Origin of the sequence: Fictibacillus sp. 26RED30 (assembly GCF_015903845.1) — a bacterium.
Classification (GTDB): Bacteria; Bacillota; Bacilli; order Bacillales; family Fictibacillaceae; genus Fictibacillus; species Fictibacillus phosphorivorans.
In genome coordinates, this window is the sequence record NZ_JACZDV010000001.1 from 621,499 (window position 1) to 647,865 (window position 26,367).

At 39.7% G+C, this 26,367-nt stretch carries 27 protein-coding genes; 21 read left to right on the top strand and 6 right to left on the bottom strand.

What is annotated here, in order from left to right:
* The first annotated feature begins 194 nt into the window (after window positions 1-194).
* The 4 genes from IHV11_RS03060 (at window position 195) to IHV11_RS03075 (ending at window position 3,621) form a co-directional block, all read left to right on the top strand.
* Window positions 195-1,382 (top strand): acetate kinase, encoded by a 1,188-nt coding sequence (locus tag IHV11_RS03060; RefSeq protein WP_137788653.1) that lies wholly within the window; start codon window positions 195-197, stop codon window positions 1,380-1,382.
* Window positions 1,383-1,526: 144 nt separating this feature from the next.
* Window positions 1,527-2,189, top strand: a complete 663-nt coding sequence (locus tag IHV11_RS03065) for a GNAT family N-acetyltransferase (protein ID WP_197193663.1) — start codon at window positions 1,527-1,529, stop codon at window positions 2,187-2,189.
* A gap of 76 nt (window positions 2,190-2,265) precedes the next feature.
* Complete coding sequence (locus IHV11_RS03070; RefSeq protein WP_197189572.1) at window positions 2,266-3,096, top strand: EcsC family protein; 831 nt, start codon at window positions 2,266-2,268, stop codon at window positions 3,094-3,096.
* A gap of 18 nt (window positions 3,097-3,114) precedes the next feature.
* Window positions 3,115-3,621, top strand: coding sequence for a MogA/MoaB family molybdenum cofactor biosynthesis protein (locus IHV11_RS03075; RefSeq protein WP_197131611.1), 507 nt, complete (start codon window positions 3,115-3,117; stop codon window positions 3,619-3,621).
* A 152-nt stretch (window positions 3,622-3,773) separates the two neighbouring features.
* Here the strand turns inward: IHV11_RS03075 and IHV11_RS03080 are convergent, their stop codons facing one another.
* On the bottom strand, window positions 3,774-4,088 hold the full coding sequence (locus IHV11_RS03080) for a hypothetical protein (RefSeq protein ID WP_197131608.1): 315 nt from the start codon (window positions 4,086-4,088) through the stop codon (window positions 3,774-3,776).
* A 213-nt stretch (window positions 4,089-4,301) separates the two neighbouring features.
* Between IHV11_RS03080 and IHV11_RS03085 the strand changes: the two genes are divergently transcribed.
* From IHV11_RS03085 to IHV11_RS03115, 7 genes are all read left to right on the top strand, one after another.
* Window positions 4,302-5,504, top strand: a complete 1,203-nt coding sequence (locus IHV11_RS03085) for an argininosuccinate synthase (protein WP_197193664.1) — start codon at window positions 4,302-4,304, stop codon at window positions 5,502-5,504.
* A complete protein-coding gene (argH, locus tag IHV11_RS03090; protein ID WP_197193665.1) occupies window positions 5,501-6,886 on the top strand; it encodes an argininosuccinate lyase in 1,386 nt (461 codons plus the stop codon). The genes IHV11_RS03085 and argH overlap by 4 nt, the downstream gene beginning before the upstream one ends.
* A gap of 65 nt (window positions 6,887-6,951) precedes the next feature.
* A complete protein-coding gene (locus IHV11_RS03095) occupies window positions 6,952-7,116 on the top strand; it encodes a hypothetical protein (RefSeq protein WP_197131600.1) in 165 nt (54 codons plus the stop codon).
* A gap of 256 nt (window positions 7,117-7,372) precedes the next feature.
* On the top strand, window positions 7,373-8,494 hold the full coding sequence (gene ald, locus IHV11_RS03100; RefSeq protein ID WP_197189570.1) for an alanine dehydrogenase: 1,122 nt from the start codon (window positions 7,373-7,375) through the stop codon (window positions 8,492-8,494).
* Between the two features lie 124 nt (window positions 8,495-8,618).
* Window positions 8,619-9,299, top strand: a complete 681-nt coding sequence (locus IHV11_RS03105; protein ID WP_197193666.1) for a metal-dependent hydrolase — start codon at window positions 8,619-8,621, stop codon at window positions 9,297-9,299.
* 57 nt (window positions 9,300-9,356) lie between these two features.
* Window positions 9,357-9,599, top strand: a complete 243-nt coding sequence (locus tag IHV11_RS03110; protein ID WP_197193667.1) for a hypothetical protein — start codon at window positions 9,357-9,359, stop codon at window positions 9,597-9,599.
* A gap of 82 nt (window positions 9,600-9,681) precedes the next feature.
* Window positions 9,682-10,998 (top strand): DRTGG domain-containing protein, encoded by a 1,317-nt coding sequence (locus IHV11_RS03115; RefSeq protein WP_197132136.1) that lies wholly within the window; start codon window positions 9,682-9,684, stop codon window positions 10,996-10,998.
* Window positions 10,999-11,038: 40 nt separating this feature from the next.
* Here the strand turns inward: IHV11_RS03115 and IHV11_RS03120 are convergent, their stop codons facing one another.
* A complete protein-coding gene (locus IHV11_RS03120) occupies window positions 11,039-11,335 on the bottom strand; it encodes a YtpI family protein (protein WP_197131588.1) in 297 nt (98 codons plus the stop codon).
* 85 nt (window positions 11,336-11,420) lie between these two features.
* Between IHV11_RS03120 and IHV11_RS03125 the strand changes: the two genes are divergently transcribed.
* A complete protein-coding gene (locus IHV11_RS03125; RefSeq protein ID WP_197193668.1) occupies window positions 11,421-12,368 on the top strand; it encodes a DHH family phosphoesterase in 948 nt (315 codons plus the stop codon).
* Window positions 12,369-12,415: 47 nt separating this feature from the next.
* Here the strand turns inward: IHV11_RS03125 and IHV11_RS03130 are convergent, their stop codons facing one another.
* The 3 genes from IHV11_RS03130 to IHV11_RS03140 form a co-directional block, all read right to left on the bottom strand.
* A complete protein-coding gene (locus IHV11_RS03130) occupies window positions 12,416-12,601 on the bottom strand; it encodes a hypothetical protein (RefSeq protein ID WP_066396796.1) in 186 nt (61 codons plus the stop codon).
* 129 nt (window positions 12,602-12,730) lie between these two features.
* Complete coding sequence (gene ytrI / locus IHV11_RS03135) at window positions 12,731-13,243, bottom strand: sporulation membrane protein YtrI (RefSeq protein ID WP_197131582.1); 513 nt, start codon at window positions 13,241-13,243, stop codon at window positions 12,731-12,733.
* The gene (locus tag IHV11_RS03140; protein WP_197131579.1) at window positions 13,243-13,575 is read right to left on the bottom strand and encodes a YtrH family sporulation protein; all 333 of its coding nucleotides are present in this window, start codon (window positions 13,573-13,575) and stop codon (window positions 13,243-13,245) included. The genes ytrI and IHV11_RS03140 overlap by 1 nt, the downstream gene beginning before the upstream one ends.
* A gap of 161 nt (window positions 13,576-13,736) precedes the next feature.
* On the opposite strand from IHV11_RS03140, the gene dnaE reads away from it, so the two are divergent.
* The 8 genes from dnaE (at window position 13,737) to IHV11_RS03180 (ending at window position 24,419) form a co-directional block, all read left to right on the top strand.
* On the top strand, window positions 13,737-17,120 hold the full coding sequence (gene dnaE, locus IHV11_RS03145) for a DNA polymerase III subunit alpha (protein WP_197193669.1): 3,384 nt from the start codon (window positions 13,737-13,739) through the stop codon (window positions 17,118-17,120).
* A 113-nt stretch (window positions 17,121-17,233) separates the two neighbouring features.
* Window positions 17,234-18,475, top strand: a complete 1,242-nt coding sequence (locus tag IHV11_RS03150) for an NAD(P)-dependent malic enzyme (protein WP_066396784.1) — start codon at window positions 17,234-17,236, stop codon at window positions 18,473-18,475.
* Window positions 18,476-18,495: 20 nt separating this feature from the next.
* Window positions 18,496-19,146 carry a FadR/GntR family transcriptional regulator gene (locus IHV11_RS03155; protein ID WP_197193670.1) on the top strand — a complete coding sequence of 217 codons (651 nt, stop codon included), beginning with the start codon at window positions 18,496-18,498 and terminating at the stop codon, window positions 19,144-19,146.
* A gap of 16 nt (window positions 19,147-19,162) precedes the next feature.
* On the top strand, window positions 19,163-20,017 hold the full coding sequence (gene accD / locus IHV11_RS03160; RefSeq protein WP_197193671.1) for an acetyl-CoA carboxylase, carboxyltransferase subunit beta: 855 nt from the start codon (window positions 19,163-19,165) through the stop codon (window positions 20,015-20,017).
* A 3-nt stretch (window positions 20,018-20,020) separates the two neighbouring features.
* The gene (gene accA, locus IHV11_RS03165; protein WP_197131565.1) at window positions 20,021-20,998 is read left to right on the top strand and encodes an acetyl-CoA carboxylase carboxyl transferase subunit alpha; all 978 of its coding nucleotides are present in this window, start codon (window positions 20,021-20,023) and stop codon (window positions 20,996-20,998) included.
* A 118-nt stretch (window positions 20,999-21,116) separates the two neighbouring features.
* The gene (pfkA, locus tag IHV11_RS03170) at window positions 21,117-22,076 is read left to right on the top strand and encodes a 6-phosphofructokinase (protein ID WP_137788670.1); all 960 of its coding nucleotides are present in this window, start codon (window positions 21,117-21,119) and stop codon (window positions 22,074-22,076) included.
* A 91-nt stretch (window positions 22,077-22,167) separates the two neighbouring features.
* The gene (gene pyk, locus IHV11_RS03175; protein ID WP_197194905.1) at window positions 22,168-23,922 is read left to right on the top strand and encodes a pyruvate kinase; all 1,755 of its coding nucleotides are present in this window, start codon (window positions 22,168-22,170) and stop codon (window positions 23,920-23,922) included.
* Window positions 23,923-24,023: 101 nt separating this feature from the next.
* Window positions 24,024-24,419 (top strand): FxsA family protein, encoded by a 396-nt coding sequence (locus IHV11_RS03180; protein ID WP_197193672.1) that lies wholly within the window; start codon window positions 24,024-24,026, stop codon window positions 24,417-24,419.
* A gap of 300 nt (window positions 24,420-24,719) precedes the next feature.
* On the opposite strand, the gene ytvI is transcribed toward IHV11_RS03180, so the two are convergent.
* Window positions 24,720-25,838, bottom strand: a complete 1,119-nt coding sequence (gene ytvI, locus IHV11_RS03185; protein WP_231620178.1) for a sporulation integral membrane protein YtvI — start codon at window positions 25,836-25,838, stop codon at window positions 24,720-24,722.
* A 54-nt stretch (window positions 25,839-25,892) separates the two neighbouring features.
* Between ytvI and IHV11_RS03190 the strand changes: the two genes are divergently transcribed.
* Window positions 25,893-26,354: a DUF441 domain-containing protein gene (locus IHV11_RS03190; RefSeq protein ID WP_197131555.1), complete on the top strand. Its 462-nt coding sequence runs from the start codon at window positions 25,893-25,895 to the stop codon at window positions 26,352-26,354.
* Window positions 26,355-26,367 lie beyond the last annotated feature (13 nt).

Consider the following 26,367-nt stretch of genomic DNA (forward strand, 5'->3'; position numbering starts at 1 on the left):
TATCCTATGCTGTTTTTTTCATGGAATTGCAAACGGATTCAAGTCTGAATTGCATGAATATAAGGTGTAAGCGTTTTACAACCTTGATATTAATAAGGGTCAATGTTTAAATAAGGAAGGATTATAGTTTCAAGTGAGATGGAAGTGTGAGTTCACACCCTACTATTTCATTGAATATGAAGGAGATGGCTATTTTGGCTAAAATTATTGCAATTAACGCCGGAAGCTCGTCCTTAAAATTTCAGTTGCTTCAAATGCCTGAAGAAGAAGTACTGACTAAAGGACTTGTAGAACGTATCGGATTAAATGACTCAGTTTTCACAATCGAAGTTAACGGTGAAAAAGTAAAAGAAATTAAAGATATCCAAGATCACTCAGAAGCAGTATCAATGCTTTTAGATAAATTAGTAAAACATAATATCATTTCTTCTCTAGATGAGATCGAAGGAATCGGTCATCGTGTTGTGCATGGTGGAGAAAAGTTTAACGACTCTGTTTTAATCACAGATGAGATTTTACATGAGATTGAAGAGATCTCTTATCTTGCGCCATTACACAACCCAGCGAATGTTGTTGGAATCAAAGCTTTCAAGAACGTGTTGCCTAACGTACCAGCAGTTGCAGTTTTTGATACGGCTTTCCATCAGTCCATGCCTGAAAAATCATTCTTATACAGCCTTCCATACGAGTATTATGAAGAATACGGTATTCGTAAATACGGATTCCATGGAACAAGTCATAAGTATGTTTCAGAGAGAGCTGCGGAGCTTCTTGGACGTCCGGTTGAGCAACTTCGTCTTTTATCTTGCCACTTAGGTAACGGTGCAAGTATTGCAGCGATCGAAGGTGGAAAATCGATTGACACATCTATGGGGTTCACGCCTTTAGCAGGAGTTACAATGGGAACTCGTTCTGGTAACATTGACCCTTCATTGATTCCTTATATCATGCAAAAAACAGGTCAAAGCGCTGAAGAAGTAATTAATGTATTGAACAATAAGAGTGGAATGCTTGGAGTTTCTGGGTTCTCCTCTGACCTTCGCGACATTGAAAGTGAAGCAGAAAAAGGAAACGAACGTGCTGAACTTGCATTAGAAGTTTTTGCTAGCCGTATCCATAAATATATCGGATCTTATGCAGCGAGAATGGCTGGAATCGACGCGATCATCTTTACTGCTGGTATCGGTGAGAACAGTACGGCTGTACGTGAGCGCGTACTTCGCGGCTTAGAGTTCATGGGAGTATATTGGGATCCTGCTCTTAACCAAGTTCGTGGTAAAGAGGCATTCATCAGCTATCCTCACTCACCAGTAAAAGTTATCGTCATTCCTACAAATGAAGAAGTAATGATCGCGCGTGATACAATGCGCTATGCGATGTAGTGATAGAGACAGTCTTTTCCCCCGGAAAAGGCTGTTTTTTTATGCTTAGATATGCAAGTGTAAGGAGGAATATGGAGTCGTTTAGCGTAAACCATCTAATGAGTAAATAAATAACGATCAGTTTATAAAAGAGGGTGGCCGAAAATGTACATAAAGGAACAATATCTTTACTTGAACAATCGAAATGTAAAGGCTGTCGTTCGAAATTATGAACAAAAAGATTTTGCTGAACTCCTTGCCATTCAAAAAGAAAGCTTTCCCCCTCCGTTTCCAAAAGAATTATTATGGAACGAAGAACAATTACATAATCATACCTCACTCTTTTCAAACGGCGCACTATGTGTAGAGATCGATGGTGTTGTTGCTGGATCCATAACAAGTTTGCTCGTTGAATATGATTTAAAACATCCACAGCATACGTGGGAAGAGATAACCAGTAATGGCTATATTACGAATCATGATCAAAATGGGAATACTCTTTATGTTGTAGATATTTGTATACGGCCATCCTATCGGAAATTAAATTTAGGCAAGCTTCTTATGCAGGCTTTGTACGAAACGGTCATTCACCTTAAATTGGAGCGATTGCTAGGTGGCGGAAGGATGCCGGGATTTTCTCAGCACTCCCATGTTCTTTCTCCTCAACAATATGCTGATAAAGTGATCAGTGGAGAGCTATATGATCCGGTCATCTCGTTTCTAATGCGCTGTGGAAGAAATCCGTTGATGCTTATCCCAGATTATTTAGAGGATGAAGAATCGTCTAACCATGCTTTATTGATGGAATGGAAAAATCCTTTTCTGTGAGTTTGATCACTCCAGATTTTTTACTTTAAGAGTAATTTATACTACACTATTTAAAAGGTTTTAAAGGAGGATATGTATGGCACTAACAGAGCGTGAAGAACAGATCTGGCAGGACATTAATGCGTGGGAAGAAGATTTTTTTACATATGAACCAACGGATTTTGGTCGTACTTACGAAAAATGGGCAACAAGGCAGATGGACCTTCTTCCAGACGAGATGCAAGAGACGATAGGAGAGTATGTTGATTCTGCACTGTTTCATATTCATGCTCTTATTCAGAATTCACAATTCCAACTGGATACGAAGCAAAGGCTGTTGTCTGAAGCTAGAGTCTTTAGAGACGATATCTTTGAAATTGAAGATCTGAAAAAGTGTTCGATCGATCAGTTGTCTTATATGGCAGACCAGCAGATCGCAAGAAACAGACTGTTGTCATTCTCTCAAGGAGGACTCGCAGGCACAGGAGGACTTCTCTTCTTAGGTACAGACCTGCCTGCAATGGTTGCTCTAGGAATTCGCTCTGTGCAATCTATCGCGATGCACTATGGATATGATATACAAAGACCTGCAGAAATGATGCGCTCCTTAAAAGTCTATCATGCAGCCACGATGCCAAAGCGTTTTCAGCAGGAAAAGTGGGACGAACTGATGGTTGAGATCAGAGAGGAAGAAGATCCGATTTTTTATGCAGGAAAAGATGTGATTGCAGATGTGTCCTGGATGTCTCATCCGATACAGCAAGCTGTGAAGATGATGGCGATTCTCCTTCTCAGAAAGAAGCTCACTCAAGGTCTGCCGATTTTCGGTATGGCATTGGGTGCTATTATGAACTATCAACAGTCGAGAAAGATTACAGAAATTGCACACAAGTTTTATCAAAAAAGATATCTTTACGAAAAATATTAAGAAACAGGTGTTGCATTCATGAGTGTTCAAGAACATAAAGCTCTAGCTCCAGAAGTTGTTAGATGCATGATCGTAACCGTTAGTGATACACGTAATGAAGAAACAGATAAGAGCGGCAAATTGATACATTCTTTTTTAGAGAAAAATCATCATAAGATTTCTGAATATAGAATTGTAAAAGATGATATGAAGTCTATACGAGATGCTGCAGAATACGGCATACAGAACGAAGACATTGATGTTGTGCTTTTTAATGGAGGCACAGGGATAGCTTCTAGAGATGTAACGATCGAATCGTTATCCTATTTGTTTGATAAAGAGATCAATGGTTTTGGTGAGCTTTTTCGCATGTTAAGTTATACAGAAGATATTGGATCTGGTGCGATGCTAAGCAGAGCAGTAGCGGGAGTTAAGGATAGAACAGCGATATTTGCACTCCCTGGTTCGTCAGGTGCTGTAAAACTGGGCATGGAAAAATTGATCATCCCCGAGCTGTCACATGTTGTTCAACAGCTAAAAAAATAAAGCTGTTTTCTAAAGAGCAGACATCAACTACATTCAAAGAGTGACATTGTATACGAAAACAGCCCAAAATAAAGAGGATGCATTTGCATCCTCCTTATTTTTATGTGAAGACTTCTAATAAATCAGGGGAACCATATATGCATCCCCCTTAATTAATCGTGTATTTTGGATGTTATACTCTGATTCAATCGATACCATAACCAAAGATCGTTTATGACAGAAGCGAGGCTCGCGATTTTGTTGTTCAATTCGCAAGAGACCTCAAAATGTTCTTCAGTCGATAATTGATCTTGTAACTCGTTAATTTTCCGTTCGATCTCTCCGATTCGGTCTGGAATTCTTCCTCTGATCCTTTCCCAATGCAACATGATTGCTTCTTGAGTGGATGTATCGTACTTTTCCCACGCTTTATTTAAATGTGGAACAAAGATTCCAAGTCTTTCATCCCAAACAAAGTCATTCTGCAACTGAAATCACCTCTAATCCTATTGTACAAAAGGGTGGGTGTTGATGGTAGTTAAAAATCAAATGTTATTTTTATTCATTTTAAAGAATAACCTTGCAATCCCTGTGATGTTTTTGTTATAGTATGAACTATCATAAATGGTATTTTTATAAACAAAAATGTATAAAAATAAATAAATATTCATTTTTGTCTATAACAAAAGGAGAGATTTCATATGGGGAAAAAGGTAGTTTTAGCTTATTCTGGAGGGTTAGATACATCTGTTGCGATTCCGTGGCTAGCGGATAAAGGATACGAAGTCATTGCATTATGCTTGGATGTAGGGGAAGGAAAAGACCTTCCTTTTATACAATCAAAGGCGTTATCAATCGGAGCATCAGAATCGATCGTACTTGATGTTCAAAAGGAATACGCTGATGAATATGCATTAGTCGCTCTACAATCACATGCATTATATGAAGGGAAATATCCACTCATCTCTGCATTAAGCAGACCGTTGATCGCGAAAAAGTTAGTAGAAACAGCTAAGAAATATGGAGCTACAGCAGTTGCTCATGGATGTACCGGAAAAGGAAACGACCAAGTCCGTTTTGAAGTTTCTGTCGCTGCACTAGCTCCTGATCTTGAGGTTTTAGCACCAGTTCGTGAGTGGAGCTGGTCGCGAGAAGAAGAGATTCAATATGCGAAAGATCATGATATTCCTGTACCGATCAAAAAAGAAAATCCGTTCTCTATTGATCAAAATCTATGGGGAAGAAGCAATGAATGCGGAATCTTAGAAGATCCGTGGGCTGCTCCGCCAGAAGAAGCTTATGAGATGACTGTTGCTCTCGAACATACGCCAGATGAGCCGCAGGTTGTCGAAATTGGATTTGAACAAGGTGTACCTGTTTCACTGAACGGGCAGAATGTTACATTAGATGTTCTGATAAATCAGTTGAACGAATGGGGAGGCGCTCATGGTGTTGGACGAATCGACCATGTCGAAAATAGATTAGTAGGAATTAAATCTCGTGAAGTTTACGAATGCCCAGCGGCAACAACACTTATCAAAGCACATAAAGAGCTTGAAGATCTAACATTAGTTAAAGAAGTCGCTCACTTTAAACCGATCATTGAAAAGAAGATGACTGAACTGATCTATGAAGGTTTATGGTTCTCACCGCTAAATGCATCATTAAAAGCCTTTTTGGACGAAACACAAAAACATGTAACAGGTACGGTACGTGTTAAATTCTTTAAAGGACATGCGATCGTCGAAGGAAGAAAATCACCTTATTCTCTTTATGATGAAAAATTAGCAACATATACATCAGACGATGCTTTTGATCATACAGCTGCGAAAGGTTTTATATCTTTATGGGGACTTCCTACAAAAGTAAGCAGCATGGTTCAAAAAAATGAGGTGAAAGTGTGAAAAAGTTATGGGGAGGACGTTTCTCAAAACAGCCTGAAGAATGGGTAGATGAGTTTGGAGCATCCATCTCTTTTGATCAGCAATTGGCTAGTCAAGATATTAAAGGAAGTCTTGCTCATGCTAAGATGTTGTTTCAGTGTAAGATTATTGATGAGAGTGCTTACGAAAATATAAAGAATGGTTTGCTTTCTCTTCAATCAGATGTTGAAGAAGGGGAGCTTACGTATTCAGTTAAATATGAAGACATTCATTTGAACCTTGAAAAATTATTAACAGACAAAATTGGGCCTGATGGCGGCAAACTTCATACGGCAAGAAGTCGAAATGATCAAGTTGCAACAGATTTCCATCTGTATGTTAAAGAAGAAACGATATTGATCATTGATCATATAGAAGAACTGCAAAAATCTCTGTTGAATCTTGCAGAAGAACATGTAGAGACGATCATCCCTGGGTATACACATCTTCAGCGTGCTCAGCCCGTCTCATTTGCTCATCATCTTTTAGCATATTTCTGGATGCTTGATCGAGATAAAGGAAGACTGCAAGATAGTCTAAAGCGTAGTGATATTTTGCCTCTTGGAGCTGGGGCTTTAGCGGGAACAACATTTGATATCGACCGCAACATTACAATGAACGAACTAGGATTCAGAGATAAATATCTCAATAGCTTGGATGCTGTGAGTGATCGAGATTTTGCGATTGAATGCTGCAGCAACGCATCAATGATCATGATGCATCTGTCTCGTTTTTGTGAAGAACTGATCCTTTGGTCTTCAGAAGAATTCGGGTTCATCGAGATCAGTGATAGCTTCACTACAGGTAGCTCCATGATGCCGCAAAAAAAGAACCCTGATATGGCTGAATTGATTCGTGGGAAGAGTGGGAGAGTATATGGTTCATTGATCTCCCTACTTACCTTAATGAAGGGATTGCCTCTTGCATACAATAAAGACATGCAAGAAGACAAAGAGCCTGTTTTTGATACGGTAAAAACAGTTAAAGGATGCTTAAGTATCATGACGGGCATGATGAATGAAGTAAAGATTCATGTTGATAAGATGAATAAAGCCGTTCATCAAGACTTTTCTAATGCTACAGAACTTGCTGATTACCTAGCGAAAAAAGGAATTCCATTTCGAGAAGCACATGAATTAGTGGGGCAGATGGTCCTTCAATGTATTCAAAAAGGCTGCTACCTTCTTGATGTATCTTTAAATGAATATCAGGACTGGTGTCCGCTCGTTGAAAATGATTTGTTTGATGCACTATCTCCAAAAACTGCTGTAGAAAGACGAAATTCTGAAGGTGGAACAGGCTTCGAAGCCGTTCGCCAGCAGATTGATGCAGCACAATCAAGAATGGCCGTTTCCAATAATTAGCTCAAATGAACTTTCCTCAGAAGACTAAAACTATGGTTAAAGTCTTGCAAGTGAAGGAGGAAAGAATGATGGAGAATGAAAAACGTCCCAATCAACAGCTTGAATATGATGCTGAAGGTGAAATGACTGTTCATCAGCAGATAACAGAAGCTTATCAAAGCGGAATCGTTGATAAAGTAGATCAAGGACAGCAAAGAACAAAGTTAGATGAAGAAGAAAGTCTCTCATAACTGAAGAAAGGATAGTTCGTATAGTCGAGCTATCCTTTTTTGTGTACTTAAATAAAGATTGCTCTGATTATTAGCAGCTTTTGAATTTTTCTCGATACTAAAAACTAGAATGTTCTTTTTCCATTTAGGGCATCTTAATGCTGTCTTAACTATGTTCATATTCAAATAAAATTCAACTTTTTATTTTGAATTTTTGGTGGTATGTTAACTATAGAATAATGAAAAAATTTCCATGTGATATAAAGGAGGTTGAAACATGAAAATAGGTATACCGACTGAGATAAAGAATAATGAAAATCGTGTAGCGATGACACCAGCAGGAGTATTGAACCTTGTTGCATCAGGTCATGAGGTCTTTATTCAAAAAGGCGCTGGGATCGGATCAGGTTTTACAGATGAAGAATATGAAAGTGCTGGTGGTGTTATCGTTGAAACACCAACTCAAGCCTGGTCGATGGACATGGTCATGAAAGTAAAAGAGCCGCTTCCTGAGGAGTACTGCTTCTTCCGTGAAGGTTTAATTTTGTTCACCTATTTACATCTTGCACCAGAGCCGGAACTAACGAAAGCATTAACAGATAATAAAGTAGTGGGTATTGCGTACGAAACGGTTCAGTTGCCAAACGGAACGCTACCTTTGCTTACACCGATGAGTGAAGTAGCAGGAAGAATGGCTGCTCAAATAGGAGCACAATTTTTAGAAAAGCCAAAGGGCGGTCTAGGTATCCTCCTTAGTGGAATTCCTGGTGTAAGACGCGGCAAAGTAACAGTTATCGGAGGCGGAGTAGTCGGGACGAATGCGGCTAAAATTGCTATGGGTCTAGGAGCAGATGTAACAATCATCGATTTAAACCCAGAACGTCTTCGTCAGCTCGATGATATCTTTGGTGTTGAGATCAATACGCTCATATCCAATCCGTTAAATATAGCTCTCGCCGTTCAAGAGTCAGCATTAGTTATTGGGGCTGTCTTAATTCCTGGAGCAAGGGCACCTAAACTTGTTACCGAAGAGATGATTAAAGGCATGCAGCCAGGGGCTGTAATCGTAGATGTTGCCATTGATCAAGGTGGAATTTTTGAAACGGTTGATAGAATCACTACACATGATAATCCAACATATGAAAAGCATGGTGTTCTTCACTATGCTGTAGCTAACATGCCAGGCGCTGTCCCTAGAACCTCGACGATTGGTCTGACTAACGTTACAGTACCGTATGCTCTTCAAATCGCAAACAAAGGTTATGTTAAAGCGTGTTTAGATAATGAAGCTCTACTAAAAGGTATTAATACCTTAGATGGATTTGTAACGTATAAGGCGGTTGCTGAAGCGCATCAACTAGATTATAAAGATGCCGTATCTATTCTAAAATCTAACTAAAAGATAACAACGAAAAAGTCCAAAATTCCTTTTCTCTGGAATCGGACTTTTTTTCTGTTCTATAATAGGGTATGTAATGGAAGTAAGATATTTCAGCGTTTATTTGAGAAGGGAGCATGTAAATATGAAAGTGACTTTTCACGGACACTCCGTACTGGAAGTTCAAACAGAGCAACATTCCATTTGGATCGACCCTTTTATTAATGGAAATGGACAAGCTAAGATCGATGTTAAGGACGTAAAAGCTGATGTGATTCTCTTAACACACGGTCATAACGATCATGTAGGAGACACAGTTGAGATCGCAAAAGCGAATAACAGCTTGGTCGTTGCGCCATTTGAACTTGCTGAGTACATGCAAACACTCGGCGTAGAGGCACATCCTATGCATATCGGAGGAAGCCGAACATTTGATTTTGGAAAAGTGAAGTTCACTCAAGCCTTTCATGGATCAAGTTATTCACAAGAAGATGGCACGGTCGTATATACGGGAATGCCAGCGGGAATTTTATTCTCACATGATGGAAAAACGCTATATCATGCAGGAGATACAGCTCTATTCTCAGATATGAAATTAATCGGAGAGTTTGCAAAACCAGATATTGCTTTCTTGCCTATTGGTGACAATTTCACAATGGGCCCAGAGGATGCATTGATTGCCGCAGAGTGGATCGGTGCAAAGGTGACCGTTCCAATCCATTACAATACGTTTCCTGTGATTGAACAAGATCCAGAAACCTCATTCACATCTAAACTTGGAAACAAAGGAAAAGTGCTCCAAAGCGGCGAAAGTATAAGCGTATAATGATTCTAACCTCCCTTTCTATGCATACCAATGATAGTAAGGGAGGTTGTGTTTTTTATGAGACAAGAAAAAATGGCAAAAGTATTAATGTTGTTGGTGCTTTTCTATGTAGCGATACCTGTTATATCGTTTGACGGCCCGCTTCTGCAACAACTTTTTTCAGTAGCTTGGATAGGATTTGCCAGTATGCTTTTGGTCAGCTTATTGTTTAAAAAGGATACGGCTCCAAAAAGGGCTGTTAAAAAGCAAAGTATAGCTTCAGATTCAAAAATGAAAAAAAGGATACACATGGAAAGTTGAGTTTCTGTTCTAATGCCTGTATAATCTGTATTAGTCAAAGTGATAAAACAGATAGATACAGGTAGAAGGAACGGTGAATGTAATGCTAACCAAGCATGAACAAATACTACAGCATATTTTGGACCTTGATGTCGGATCAAAAATCTCCGTTCGGCAAATTGCAAAAGATCTGACCGTTAGTGAAGGAACAGCTTATCGAGCGATAAAAGAAGCTGAAAACCAGGGGATCGTAAGCACGATCGAACGTGTTGGTACGATACGTATCGAAAGACAAGCAAAAAGTAATATTGAAAAGTTAACGTTTGCTGAAGTAGTAAATATTGTTGAAGGACAAGTACTAGGCGGGCGCGCTGGTCTTCATAAAACGCTGCACAAATTTGTAATCGGAGCTATGAAACTTGAAGCGATGATGCGCTATGTTGATGCGGGGAGTTTGTTGATCGTCGGTAACCGTGTGAACGCGCATGAACTTGGACTGAAAGCAGGGAGTGCAATCTTAGTTACTGGTGGCTTTGATACAGAAGAAGAAGTGAAAAGACTCGCTGACGAGCTTGAACTTCCTGTTATCTCTACGAGCTATGATACCTTTACTGTTGCGACAATGATAAATAAAGCGATTCATGACCGTTTGATCAAGAAGGATATCGTTTTAGCTTCTGATATTTTAATTCCAATAGATGAGACGCATTATCTTTATCAACATGATAAAGTTCAGCGTTGGCACGAATTGAATCAACAAACGATGCATAGTCGTTATCCGGTGGTCGATCAAGGCAATCGCGTAACAGGTGTAGTCACTTCTAAAGACATTATAGGTGTTCCTGTTTCCATGCAGGTTGAAAAAGTAATGACTCGTGCACCTTTAACCGTTACGGAAAAAACATCTGTTGCAGCTTGCGCTCATATGATGATCTGGGAAGGGATCGAACTGCTCCCTGTTATCGGAACTTCTCATAAACTGATCGGAATCTTAACAAGGCAAGATGTATTAAAAGCGATGCAGATGATGCAAAAGCAGCCTCAAGTGGGCGCGACCTTTGATGATTTGATAACTACAGAGTTAAAAGAACAAAAGGTGGATAACGAGGTTACGTACTTCTGTAGAATTACACCGCAGATGACCAACCACCTAGGTACTGTTTCATATGGTGTATTGATGACCATCGTGACTGAAACCGCACGGAAAGCACTCAGAAAAATTAAAAAAGGCGACCTCGTTGTGGAGAACGTAACGTTTTACTATATTAAGCCTGTACAGATTGATAGTGATATCGAACTGATCCCAAGAGTGCTTGAAGTGAGTCGGAAATTTGGAAAAGTAGATGTGGAAATCCATCATGATGGAAAGATTGTTGGAAAAGCAATGATGATGGCACAGCTTCTTGATCATCGTTCATAATAAAAAGTCCCTCCTGCAGGGACTTTTTATCCATACGTATTTAATTTTTCTGTGCTTCTTCACGTGCAAGCGTAAGGAAATGCTTGTACATTTTATAATTCATGATTAAAAGAACGATTCCGTAAATTAAAAAGACTAGTGCCACCCAAAGCTGTACACGTCCTTCAACTGCTGTTAGTTCGTTCAGACCGAAGGAAGCTAAGAATGAACCGAGTGCCATTTTTGCTTTTGTGCCTGTCCAGCGCTTTAAGAATGGTTCTTTTGCACGTACTTCAGAAACTTTATAGAACACATATAGAGCAAAAGAAAGTATAATTAGGATAATAAAAATAGGCATTGAAAATTCCCCCACGTATTTACTCCACTATATTGTAAACGTTTAAAACCATAATTGCCACAACGACATCTAAAAGGAGTCTGCTATGAAAGAACAAATCTTACAAGTAATCGAACAGTATGAAAAAATAATTATTCATCGACATGTCAGACCAGACCCAGATGCGCTTGGATCACAAGGTGGGCTTTCAGCGATCCTTAGGGCGAGCTATCCTCAAAAAGAAGTGTATGTTGTAGGGGAAGAGGAAGCGGGTCTTACCTTCTTAAACACAATGGATGTCATAGAAGACGATGTTTACAAAGGTGCTTTAGTCATCATTTGCGATACAGCAAACTCACCTCGTATCAGTGATCATCGTTATTCACTTGGAGATTTTATTATTAAAATTGATCATCATCCTAACGAAGATCCTTATGGAGATTTAATCTGGGTGGATACTGAAGCAAGTTCTACATCTGAGATGATAATGGATCTTTATCTTTTCGGAGCAACGTCTGGACTTAAGCTTGATGAACATGCAGCAAGACTTATCTATGCTGGTATTATTGGGGACACTGGTCGCTTTTTGTTTTCAAATACGACTCAGAAGACTCATCATTATACAGCGGCGTTATTAGAGACAGGATTCTCGCCATCAGAAATTCACGAAAATCTATATAAAATTTCTGAGAAACTTGTGAGGTTGAACGGTTATGTTCTTCAAAACTTTTCAATTGTTGATAATTGCGTAGGGTATATCCACTTAAAAAAAGATACGTTGAAAAAGTTCGGCACGTCAGCAGGTGAAGCATCCCTTTTAGTGAATTCTTTTTCACATGTTGAAGGCTTGTTAGCGTGGGTGTTTTTTGTGGATGAACCAGATCAGATCAGAGTAAGATTAAGGTCCAAGGGTCCTGTAGTTAATAAGATCGCAACTAAATTCAATGGTGGTGGACATCCGAGAGCATCAGGAGCAACCGTATATACAGAAGACGAAACGATGTCTGTACTAACTGAACTTCGAAACCTCTGTAAAGAATATAAATCCAAATAAAAAAGGCCTCATCGGGGGGCCTTTTTATGCTTTAGTATGAAATAGATTTAGTTAGCTTTTTCAGGGATAAACCAAGAGCCAACATCTGTTACATCTTCATGCACTTTTAAGTTTAATTTTGCAAGCTCTCTCTTGATTAGGTCTGCTACTTCTTTCGTTTCTGCAAAAGCAGAAAAGCCATTCTGTAATTCCTTTACCTTTTCACGGGCAAGTTCTTTTCGATTGATAATCATGTAGTTTCCCCCCAATAATCACTCTAGAATTATTCTTTACACATATTTTATACAATTGAAGGAGGGATTGCCATTTCTTTGCCCAAAGATTCATAAAAACGTAATATTTCGACCATTATTTATGCATAATCATTCACTGATTTTAGCTGATATATAGATTCGAAGAACACCTGTGTATAAATACAAGTGATCGATTTTCACCTCATAAGTTTGCTCGTCGTCATCAAGTCGGTATGTTTTATTTTCAATAGCTTGTACAAGTAAGGAATGGCTTTTAGCAAGTGTTTCTGTATCTTCTCCTATTAGATGCTCTAGATCGTCTTCAACTGCTTTTGCTATGTGCAGCCTTGTTAAATTTGATAACTTTGAAGAATCCTGGTTTGAGAACCTAGCATTCACTTCATGAAGCTTAAACTTCTTGGCGAGTTCTTTATTTGCTTTTTCATCATCCGAGGTTAAGATCTTGTTCTTCTTTTCCAAATCATTAATTTTTACTCGTTGCTTTTCAATTTTTACAATCAGCCTTTCATGAGCTAAGCCGCCTTGTATTAAAAAAAATGCCCAGCCGATAATAAACCCGATCGCTATCCCAGCAAAAAAACGCTGGTAGCCTTTTCGTTGATATAGCGGTGGGATCCTCATCAGTTAATGTTCTCCTGGCTGAGCCATTGAATCAATTGCATGGCAGAATTAGCACCAGCAATGGCAACAAAAATATAGGTTAATTGTTTGAAAATCTCTATAGTAGCGCCGTTTTCAAAGCTTCGCTCAAAATTCGTGATCGTATCAAACGTTCCACCGATAGCAGCGACGATTGCCCATATTTTAAGTCTTTTTGCAAGTTCCATCATTTCATATATAGGTGCTTTTCCTACAAGAAAAGCGGCAAGACCGCCGATTAACGCTCCACCCAACAATACGCCGAAAGCTATAGCAAAATCTAATATGATATTCGCAAAAAATTCACGCACCATGAGACAACCTCCCCTCTTACTCAATGTATGGATAATAGGTGGAGTGTATGCTTATTTGATAGAAAATGAATAACCGCTCGCTGTTGAAAACTGTTTCATTAACACATACGAACTTCTGTACTATAATGGAATGCAAACAGGTGCGTAAAGGAAGTGATGGTATGGGGTTTGTCCCACTGCATATACATAGTGAATACTCGCTTCTTGAAAGCTCTTGTCGGATCGAAGAGCTTGTTCAGTATGCAAAAGAGCTTGGGTATACGTCTTTAGCCTTAACAGATAAATCAAACATGCATGGTGCCTTAAAGTTTTATACTACATGTGTAAAAGCTGGCATCAAACCTATCATTGGATTGGAAGCAGAGGTTGGAAGTGATCAAGAGGATACAAAAGAGAAGATAAGTTCAGGCAATAAACTTCTTTTGTATGCGATGAACATAGAAGGCTATGAAAATTTATTAAAACTCACAACGCTTATGCAGACAAAGCTGGACGGTGAAGTGTCATCTCTTTCTTATGAAGAAATTTCAAATCATGCAGCAGGCCTTATCGCTGTTTCTTCAGGTATGGAAGGTGAGATTCAGCAATTTCTTACTCGTGAAAATCTTGACGATCAACGATTAGATAAGCTTCTTCACTTTTATAAAACGTGCTTTAAAGATCGTTTTTATCTTGGATTAGAAGATCATGATACAGGTATAGAAAAAACAATTAATCTCCAACTTCAAAACCTTTCAAGGAAGTCTCTCATTCCACTTGTCTGCATGCATGAAACGTATTATATGAGAAGAGAGGATGCAAACGCACATGATATCCTGCTTTGCATCAAACAAGGCGAAAAGAAAAGCAATCGTGATCGATTTAAACTGCAGACAGATGACTTTTATTTTAAATCCCCATTAGAGATGAAACGTGTATTTTCTCATGCAGAGGATGCATTAGATGAAACGGTTAAACTGGCTGAAAGATGTTCACTCGAGCTTGAGCTGGGTAGCATTGCTTTGCCCAAATATCCTGTACCAAAAAATAAAAACAGCTATGAATATCTGACTGAGCTTTGTAATGAAGGACTTTTGAAGCGTTATGAAACGGTAACACCTGAAATAAACGAACGATTATCATATGAACTTAACATCATAAAGAATATGAACTTTGAAGATTATTTCTTAATCGTTTGGGATTTTATGAAATTTGCACACGACGAAAAGATGATTACAGGGCCAGGAAGGGGTTCGGCAGCAGGATCACTAGTAGCTTACGTTCTTCAGATTACGAACGTTGACCCAATCCATCATCAGTTGATCTTTGAGCGTTTCTTAAATCCGGAGCGGGTTACGATGCCCGATATTGATATCGATTTTCCTGATAATCGTCGGGACGAAGTACTAAGCTACGTAGCGCGTAAGTATGGTACAGATTATGTCGCACAGATTATTACATTTGGTACCCTAGCAGCAAGAGCTGCTATAAGGGATGCGGGCAGAGTGATGGATTTTGCTCCTGCGCTCATCGATCTTACCGCAAAGAATATTCCTTCAAGACCTGGGATCACGTTGGAAAATGCATTGAAAGAGTCAGCTAGCCTGCAACAGGCGTACAAAACAGAGCCGGATGTGAGAAAGCTTGTTGAGATCGCGATGACACTTGAAGGTTTACCGAGACACGCATCCACTCATGCTGCAGGTGTAGTCTTGTCGGGAGCTCCACTTGTTCAAAAAGTACCCTTACAAACCGGGCATGACGGTATACCTCTTACACAATATAGTATGGAATGGCTTGAAGCTGCAGGACTGTTGAAGATGGACTTTTTGGGCTTGCGGAATTTATCGCTTATTGAAAATATCTTATTGGCGATCGAAGAAAATGAAAATGTGAAGATCGATCTAAATGATATACCATTCGACGACGTGAAAACATTTGATCTTCTTGCGAAAGGAGATACTACAGGTGTGTTTCAGCTTGAGTCTGATGGGATGAGAAAAGTTCTTCAGCAGCTTAAGCCGACAGAGTTTGAAGATATCGTAGCGGTAAATGCTCTCTACCGGCCGGGTCCGATGCAGAATATTCCTGACTATATCGCGGGTAAACATCGTCTGAAGACCGTACACTACATGCATCCTGATCTTGAACCGATCTTAAAATCCACGTACGGTGTAATTGTCTATCAAGAACAGATCATGCAGATTGCAACAAAAGCGGCTGGTTTCACACTAGGAGAAGCAGATTTACTGAGAAGAGCAGTAGGTAAGAAGAAACGGGATATTCTTCTTCGGGAGCGACAACACTTTGTTGAAGGTTGTTTAAAGCAAGGCTATGATGAAAAATCTGCAGATGCGCTATATGACTTGATCGTACGCTTTGCTGATTACGGGTTCCCGAGAAGCCATGCTGTTGCATACAGTGTCATCGCCTATCAGCTTGCATTCTTAAAAGCAAACTATCCTGCCCACTTTATGGCTGCCCTGCTTTCAAGTGTTATCGGCAATCATGATAAAGTAAATCAGTATATTAAAGAATCCGAGCAAAGAGGCATACCTGTTCTTCCACCATCTATAAAAAAAGGCAGCGAAATTTTTATTTCAAACGGATCTCATATTTCATTCGGGTTATTAGCTATTAAAAATGTTGGATACAATGCGATTAGAATGCTGATGGAAGAAAATGAAAAAGAACCGTTTCATGATCTGTTCGATATTTGTTCACGATGTCCTCAGAAAGTTGTGAATAAACGTACACTCGAATCATTAATTTTTGCTGGAGCAATGGATGAATTGGGACAAGATAGAGCAGTGTTGCTAGCTTCATTAGAAACTGCGATTGAATATGGTGAAGAGTTTCAGGAAATCTCGCGAAAGAATCAGATGTATCTTTTTGATGATGATATTAATTTACCTAAACCTTCTTACGTTTCCGTTCAATCTTTTCAAGAAAGCGAAAAACTTAAGTTTGAAAAAGAAGCTTTAGGCTTTTTCTTTTCTTCACATCCGCTGCAAAGATATCGAACGACCTTAATCAGCTGGAAAGCGGTTAACATCAATGAGTTAAAAGAAAAAAAATCATCCGTTCGTCTAGGTATTCTTGTGGACAAAGTACGAGCGATTAAAACAAAAAAGGGAGAACTCATGGCATTCCTGACGATCAGTGATGAAAGTGGTGAGATAGAGGCTGTGGCTTTTCCGAAAGTTTATGAAGCGTACCATTCTCTTCTTCAGAAAGGACAACAATTGTTTATAGAAGGAAGTGTTGAGCACCGTAACGAATCACTGCAGATTCTTGTGAACAAATGCAGACTGCTCGAAGATCTAAAGTCAAATGAGCAGCCGACCCTATTTATTAAAATAGATAAAGACCATCAGTCGTCTCAGCATCTGAATGCGATGAAGACCATTTTCGACGAATCAAAAGGTTCTACATCTGTTGTTTTGATCTATGAAGAGAATAGACAAAAGGTCCAGATTTCACAAAAAGTAAATGTTTCCGAAAACTTGTTGTTAGAATTGCAATCTGTTATTGGTGAGGGTAATGTCGTATTTAGAAGAAATTAAAAACCTTTACAGCTTGTTAACTTTTGTTATAATGGATGAGTCAATATTAGTGGTCTGACCACCTCCTAATTGGCTTATCAACCTTAAATTTAAAATCATTAGGAGATGAAAAAATGTCTACATTAAGAGAAGAAGCACTACACATGCACCGCACACATCAAGGGAAATTAGAATCAAAATCAAAGGTACCTGTACGTAACGCGAAAGATTTAAGCTTAGCATATTCTCCAGGTGTGGCAGAGCCGTGTAAAGATATTTATGATGACAAAACGAAAGTCTATGACTATACGATGAAGGGTAACACAGTAGCTGTTGTTTCTGATGGAACAGCTGTATTAGGTCTCGGAAATATCGGGCCAGAAGCTGCACTTCCTGTAATGGAAGGAAAAGCAGTACTATTTAAGAGTTTTGCTGGCGTTGATGCGTTCCCAATCTGCTTGAATACGACAGATGTGGACAAGATCGTTGAAACGGTGAAATTGCTTGAACCTACATTCGGCGGTGTGAACTTAGAAGATATTGCAGCACCGAATTGTTTCGTAGTCGAAGAGCGATTAAAGAAAGAAACGAATATTCCAATCTTCCATGATGATCAGCATGGTACAGCTATTGTTACGCTAGCGGGACTTGTAAATGCTCTTAAATTAACAGGACGTGAAATGTCTAAGATTAAGGTCGTTGTTAACGGAGCTGGAGCAGCTGGAATCGCAATTATTAAATTGCTAGATCGTTTTGGTGTGAAAGATATCATCATGTGCGACACAAAAGGTGCGATCTATGAAGGTCGTCCATTCGGAATGAACTCTGTGAAAAAAGAAGTTGCAAACTTTACGAACCGTACGAAACAAGAAGGAACACTTGCTGATGTAATCAGCGGCTCAGATGTTTTCGTCGGTGTTTCAGTAGAAGGTGCATTAACAAAATCAATGGTTGAGTCCATGAATCCAGAACCGATCATCTTTGCTATGGCTAACCCGAACCCTGAGATCATGCCACATGAAGCGCGTGAAGCAGGTGCGATGGTCATTGGAACAGGCCGATCTGATTTTCCTAACCAAGTAAATAACGTGTTAGCGTTTCCTGGTATTTTCCGCGGTGCTCTTGATGTTCGTGCAACACACATCAATGAGGAAATGAAGATTGCAGCGGTACATGCGATCGCAAATCTAGTGAACCCAGTAGAATTGACGGCGGATTATGTAATTCCAGCACCATTCGATCCGCGTGTAGCACCTGCTGTAGCTGCAGCTGTAGCTACTGCGGCTATGGAAACGGGAGTAGCAAGACTTCGTGTGAATCCTGAAGACATCGCTGAAAAGACTAAGAAACTAGCTATCATCGGAAAAGATGAATGAAACCGGTAGAGGAGAGAGGAATGTCTGTCCAGCCTACCGAAAAAGTATATATAGAAATTCTTAAACAAATTAAAGCGATTATCGTTGAGGACGGTCTTCAAGCGGGTGACAAGCTCCCTTCTGAAAGGGAGCTGAGTGACCGCCTGAAGGTTGGAAGATCATCTGTTCGCGAAGCACTGCGATCTCTAGAACTTTTAGGTCTGATTGAGACAAGAAGAGGCGAAGGGACCTTTATTCGTGAAGCAACCGGACACCGGCTCGTCGAAGTGCTAGCTTCGTTCATCTTGAATGATAATAAAGCTAGACACGACCTTCAGGAAACAAGGCATATTGTTATTAAAGACTGTGTAGAGCTTGCAGTACGAAGGTGCAAATCTTCGACCATCTCAAAACTTACACAACTAATTAAGCAGATGGATCCAAACGAACATGAACAAGTTAATGAAGCTTGCAAGCAATTTGAAAAGATTGTGATTCAAGCATGCGGCAATCATCTTCTTTATCGTTTATATGTAGAACTAACGGGTTATGGGTCTTCATTGCAACGAGCAAACTCGTACTGGTCACGAGCATTTTGTGAGGAAGTCCTGACACTTCTTCAATCAAAAGATGCTGTGAAGCTGACGAGTTTGTTATCAAAACAAAACGATGCTCTAAACGCAATCGAATAGGTGGTGTTATTCATTTATGATAAAAGGATTGTTTGTAAAAAAGAAAAAATATGCCACGATACCGACTGGTAAAGTTAAACAAGACGTACCAGAAGGGATTATGAGTAAATGTCCAGAATGCAAGCACATCATGGTAACAAAAGAGTTAAGAAAAAACTTACTTGTATGTCAAGGTTGTCAATACCATTATCCAATGTCATCACAAGAACGAATAGCTGCACTGATTGATGAAGGAACATTCACAGAATATGACGCAGATATGATTTCAGGAAATCCTTTAGAGTTTCCTGATTATGTGGAGAAACTTGAAGGCGACCGAAAGAAAACCAAAATTAACGAAGCTGTTGTTACAGGTGCAGGTCAGATAGATAGCCTTGATGTAACATTAGCGGTTATGGATTCTCGTTTTAGAATGGGTAGCATGGGTTCTGTTGTAGGTGAGAAGATCACACGTGCGATCGAGCACGCGATCGATAAAGAAACACCGTTTATTATCTTTACAGCATCAGGTGGAGCTAGAATGCAAGAAGGCGTTTTAAGCCTGATGCAGATGGCTAAAACGAGTGTCGCTCTTAAACGATTGAGTGACAGAGGGTTGCTGTTCATCTCTATCATGACACACCCAACTACTGGGGGAGTTTCCGCAAGTTTCGCATCTGTTGGTGATTACAATTTTGCTGAACCTAAAGCCTTGATTGGGTTTGCTGGCAGAAGAATCATCGAGCAAACCATTCGCCAAGAATTACCAGATGATTTTCAGACTGCTGAGTTTTTATTGAAGCATGGACAGTTAGATAAAGTCATTCATAGAAGCGAAATGAAGAAAACATTGAGTACGCTATTAAAGATTCATACAGAAGGGAGGGTGTAAGGCATGGCTGCAGAACTAGAATTTGAAAGACCGATACATGAGCTAGAGAAAAAGATCGCAGAACTTAAATCATTTATGGATGAAAAAGATATTGATTTAACTGATGAGATCAAAAGGCTAGAAGAAAAATTGTCTAACCTAGAAAACAGTACGTATTCAGAGATGAAACCTTGGGATCGAGTTCAAATTGCCAGACATGCTGAACGCCCAACCACCCTTGATTATATTAACTATCTGTTTACGGATTTCATCGAATTACATGGAGACCGTCTTTTTGGTGACGATGAAGCGATCGTTGGAGGCGTAGCTTTTTATAAGAATCTACCTATAACGATCATCGGACACCAAAGAGGGAAAGATACGAAAGAAAATCTTCGTCGTAATTTTGGGATGCCACATCCAGAAGGCTATCGTAAGGCACTTCGCTTAATGAAACAAGCGGAGAAGTTTAATAGACCTATTATCTGTTTCATTGATACAAAAGGAGCATATCCAGGAAAAGCAGCTGAGGAAAGAGGGCAGAGTGAAGCGATCGCTCGTAACCTAGTTGAGATGGCTGGATTAACTGTTCCTGTTATTTGTGTTGTGATCGGAGAAGGTGGAAGCGGTGGAGCATTAGCATTAGGTGTAGGGAATTATGTACACATGCTCGAGAACTCAACCTACTCTGTTATCTCCCCAGAAGGTGCAGCTGCCATTCTTTGGAAAGATGCTTCGATGGCGAAAAAAGCAGCAGAATCGATGAGAATCACTGCTCCAGACTTAAAGGAGTTAGGAATTATAGACGAGATTATTGAAGAAGTTAAGGGCGGAGCACATAAAGATGCTAAGTACCAGGCGGAATTGATCGACCAGGTTTTGGAAACTTCTTTAGATTCTCTGTTGTCTATGTCTCAAGAAGAGCTCATAAATCAACGCTATGAAAAATATAAAAAAATCGGACAATTTGGGTTTGTAAACGATTCCATTGTTGTTAAATAGGGAATGTGCCTTTCTGCTTAGGGAAAGGCGCATTTTTTTGCCTATTGTTGTCTATTGTGTTCAACATTTGAACATGATATTTTAATAAGACGAGAGAACTAGAGAGGTGAAATGTTTCATGAAGCGGATAGGAGTTCTAACAAGTGGTGGCGATTCACCAGGCATGAACGCTGCGATTCGGGCGGTTGTTCGAAAAGGAATCTACCATGACTTAGAAGTTTATGGGATATACAATGGTTATGCAGGACTAATTTCGGGGAATATTAAGAAACTAGAATTAGGATCTGTTGGAGATATTATACATCGTGGAGGCACGATGCTTCATTCAGCACGTTGTTTAGAGTTCAAAACACCAGAAGGACAACAAAAAGGTATCGAGCAGTTAAAAAAATTCGGTATCGAAGGATTAGTCGTTATTGGTGGAGACGGCTCTTTCCAAGGTGCTAAGAAATTGTCTGAACAAGGTTATCCAACGATTGGTGTACCTGGTACGATCGACAATGACATCCCTGGTACAGACTTCACAATCGGTTTTGATACAGCATTAAACACGATTATCGATGCTATCGACAAGATTCGTGACACAGCTACTTCACATGAGCGTACTTATATCATTGAAGTTATGGGACGTGACGCTGGTGACTTGGCTCTATGGGCCGGCCTTGCAGATGGAGCTGAGACGATTCTCATTCCAGAAGAAGACCACAAGATGGATCAAGTTGTACAAAAGCTGCAACGAGGACACGAGCGCGGTAAGAAACATAGTATCATTATTGTCGCAGAAGGCTGTGGAAGCGGCGTGGATGTTGCTAAAGAGATCGAAAGGCTTACAGACTTCGAAACAAGGGTTACTGTTCTGGGGCACATTCAACGCGGTGGTTCGCCTACAGCTTTTGACCGGGTACTAGCAAGCCGTCTAGGTGCGCAAGCGGTTGAACTCTTATTAGAAGGCAAAGCTGGTCGTACAGTAGGTATTGAAAATAACAAACTTGTTGATTATGACATTACAGAAGTATTATCTAGAAAACATTCGATAGATAGACAAATGTACAAGTTATCACAAGAATTATCCATATAATCTGCTTAATGCATCGTACGGCTGCGGGTTAACTGCAGAAGCCTTACGATGCCTTTCTGCGAAAAAAGAAAATCAGGAGGCCATTTACATGATGCGCAAAACAAAAATCGTTTGTACGATAGGACCGGCAAGCGAAAGTATTGATAAGTTAAAAGAATTAATGAATGCTGGGATGAACGTTTCCCGCCTAAATTTCTCTCACGGTGACTTTGATGAACACGGTCAACGAATCATCAACATTCGTGAAGCATCGAAAGAGCTTGGAAAAACAGTTGCGATCCTTTTAGATACGAAGGGACCTGAAATCCGTACTCAAATGCTAGAAGGCGGAGTAGCTGAACTTGTTGCTGGAAACGAATTGATCGTTTCTATGGAAGAAGTAGTGGGTAACGACAAAAAGATCTCTGTAACATATCCAGGTCTTGTTGAAGACGTACATGTTGGATCAAGAATCCTGCTTGATGACGGACTGATCGAACTTGAAGTAACAGCGATCGGCGAAAAAGAACTGACTACAAAAATCTTAAACTCTGGTACATTAAAAAATAAAAAAGGTGTAAACGTACCTAACGTAAGCGTAAAACTTCCTGGTATCACAGACAAAGATGCAAAAGATATCGAATTTGGTATCGAGCAAGGTGTTGATTTTATTGCTGCGTCATTCGTACGTCGTGCAACAGATGTTCTTGAAATTCGTGAGATCTTAGATCGACACAACGCTAACCATATTCAAATCATCCCTAAGATCGAGAACCAAGAAGGTGTAGACAATATCGATGAGATCCTTGCTGTTTCTGACGGCCTTATGGTAGCACGTGGTGACCTTGGTGTTGAAATTCCGGCTGAAGAAGTACCTCTTGTACAAAAGATGCTGATTAAAAAGTGTAACGAGCTTGGAAAGCCTGTTATTACAGCAACTCAAATGTTAGATTCCATGCAGCGTAACCCGCGTCCAACACGTGCTGAAGCAAGTGACGTAGCAAATGCGATCTTTGACGGAACAGATGCCATCATGCTTTCAGGTGAAACAGCTGCTGGTACTTATCCAGTTGAAGCGGTTCTTACCATGCATAAGATTGCTAGCCGTGCTGAAAGTTCTTTGAACTATAAAACATTATTATCTTCAAGAAGCAAAGAAAGCAAAACGACGATTACAGACGCGATTTCTCAATCTGTTTCCTTTACAGCTCTTAACCTTGATGCAGATGCTGTTATTACTGCTACTGAAAAAGGACAAACAGCTCGTATGATTTCGAAATATCGTCCAAAAGCTCCTATTATCGCTGTAACAAGCAACGAAGACGTTTGCCGTAAGCTTGCACTTGTTTGGGGAGTAACACCTGTAAAAGGTGAGAAAGCTGGAACAACAGATGAAATGTTCCAAATTGCGATTGATTCAGCGATTAAAGCTGAAGCTGTTCAACATGGAAACCTTGTAGTGATTACCGCAGGTGTACCAGTAGGTGAATCTGGATCTACAAACTTAATGAAAGTTCACATTATTGGTGATGTGCTTGCTAAAGCTCAAGGAATCGGACAATCATCAGCTTCAGGGAAAGTAGTAGTAGCTAAAACAGCTCAAGAAGCGATGGAAAAGATGACTGAAGGCGCAATTCTTGTAACAGTTGGAACGGACCGTGATATGATTGCTGCATTTGAAAAAGCATCAGCTGTTATTACAGAAGAAGGCGGATTAACAAGCCATGCTGCTGTATGTGGAGTATCTCTAAGTATTCCGGTTATCGTTGGCTTACAAAATGCTACGGAAATCTTTAAAGATGGCCAAGAGATCACGATCGATGCTTCTGTTGGATACATTTATGACGGAAGAAAGAACGTTATCTAATTATACGAAAAGAGAAGGGTGAAACCTTCTCTTTTTTGATACGTAAAAAATAGCATAGGCTTAATCTGCTTATTATTTGTTTAACGAAAGCGGTGATTTAAATGTTCCGTAAGCTATTACCTATATTTATTCTTATTCCTGCTATTGAAGTAGCTCTGTTTATCTTGGCAGGGCAATATATAGGAATTCCTGCAACGATTGCTGGAATATTTATTACCGGTATATTAGGTGCTTATTTGGCAAAAAAAGAAGGGTTAGAGACGCTTCAACGCGTGAAGATGCAGCTCGAGAGCGGTCAGATGCCAGGAGAAGCAGTTCTTGATGGGGCATGTATTCTGGTCGGTGGTGCATTACTCTTAGCACCTGGATTTCTAACTGACATTATAGGTTTCTTCTTACTTATCCCTCCACTAAGAAAACCAGTGAAGTTGTGGATGAAAGCGAAACTCTTCCAAAAGATGCAATCAGGACAGTTTTACTTCATAAAAAGAAGGTAAAGTCACTATTTACTGCCAGAGTCAACATAGCAGATCAAATGAGGCAGTTTCTAAAAGATTTTTGCTTTCAAGTCGCTATATGTACTCTTCTTTGACGGTTGATTGGAGTGAAAGGTGCGAGACTCCTGAGGGACAAGCGGTCAGGTGAGACCCTTAAGGGCGCAAAGCGGCAAGGGGCTCACCGCCTGCCCCGCGGAAAGCGAGCAACCTGGAGCGGAAACCAACTACTTACAAATACATCCATGAATTCGAAAACAATCAAACAAAAAGAACGATGCTCACTTTCAGCAATCGTTCTTTTTATTTGTGTATAGGCTTCATAACAAATTGATAGATCTCATGAAAGAACTTTGCTTCGTAGAGTGCACGAATAACAACTAGGATAACAGGTCCGATGATAAGGCCAACAAACCCAAGAAGCTGAAACCCAGCAAATAAAGAGACTAGTGTAGCAAGAGGATCGAGTCCGATCGTTTTTGATAAAAGCTTTGGTTCCATAATCTGTCTTTGTATAACAACAACTCCATACAAAATGGATAGTCCGATCGTCAGCGTATAATTTCCTGTTAAGAAACAATAAGCGATCCATGGCAGAAAGACAGCACCTGTCCCAAGGTATGGAAGCAGATCTATCGCCCCAATCAGAACAGATATGGTAACTGCATAATCAATTCGCATCAACAAAAGACCTACTAATACGATACATGCTGTGATAGAGATTAAGGTTAATTGTGCTTTTAAAAAACCGAATAAAGCTTTTCTCAGTTCTACATATACCGTTGTGACGGTGTGGATTAATTTTTCAGGAAAGAGCGCGTTAAGAAACCCTATCAGTCGGTACCAGTCTTTACTTATAAAAAAAGCAGCGAGAAGAGAAAAAATAAAAACCGTTAAAAAAGTTGGAAGACTTACGATCATTAGAGAGACACTATTAATCACGGCTTGTGTCATACTCGATGCATTCGTGGTTATTCCTGTTCCAATCTTCTCGATATTATCCATGACTGTTTCTTGTTGATCGGTTCCCAACTTGCTATAGATGGAGAGCAAATCTTGATATAAAGGGAGAACGTTCATTTTAAATGATCGTTCAAAGTAAAAGACCAATTCTTGAATATAAGCGGGTAACTCATGTGCAATATAGGCAAAACCAGTCATCATTTCTTGAATGAGCAAGGTTAGTAACAAGACAATTACACCTAAAAGTCCTAATATAGAAAGAATGACAGCAAGTGCTCTATTCACTTTAAAACGATTTACAATAAAGTCTACAAAAGGATTGATCATAAGTGCTATGATTGCGCCTGCTATGAAAGGATAAAGAATAGCAGAAACATAATAGCCAGAAAAAATAAGGGCAACAGCGAGGGATAGAATAAATCCAATACGCAATAAACGATGTGTCAGTTCAGCATACAAATTTTCCACCTGCCTTTACGTACATATAAATTAGTGAGAAAGGAATGAAAATCTTTGGGACCTTTACTGTTTTTATTCGGATTATTAATCATTGGCTTATTGGCAAAAAATCAATCTTTAATCGTCGCGGTCGCCTTTTTGTTAGTGTTAAAATTTACCGGTATGGGTGATAAATGGTTTTCTGTTATACAGCAAAAAGGGATAAATTGGGGTGTGACGATCATTACAATTGCCGTATTAGTTCCGATAGCATCTGGTGAGATTGGGTTTAAACAGTTGTCTGAATCATTGCGTTCTTATTATGCGTGGGTTGCTCTATTATCGGGCATTTTCGTAGCGGTAATCGCAAGTAAAGGACTTCATCTGCTTCAGAATGATCCTCATATTACTGCTGCTTTGGTCTTTGGAACGATCCTGGCTGTCGCTCTTTTTAAAGGAGTTGCTGTAGGACCATTGATCGGAGCAGGAATTGCATATATGGCTATGAAAGTCGTTGGAATGTTTTCAGGTTCATGACGCTTTCCGCACG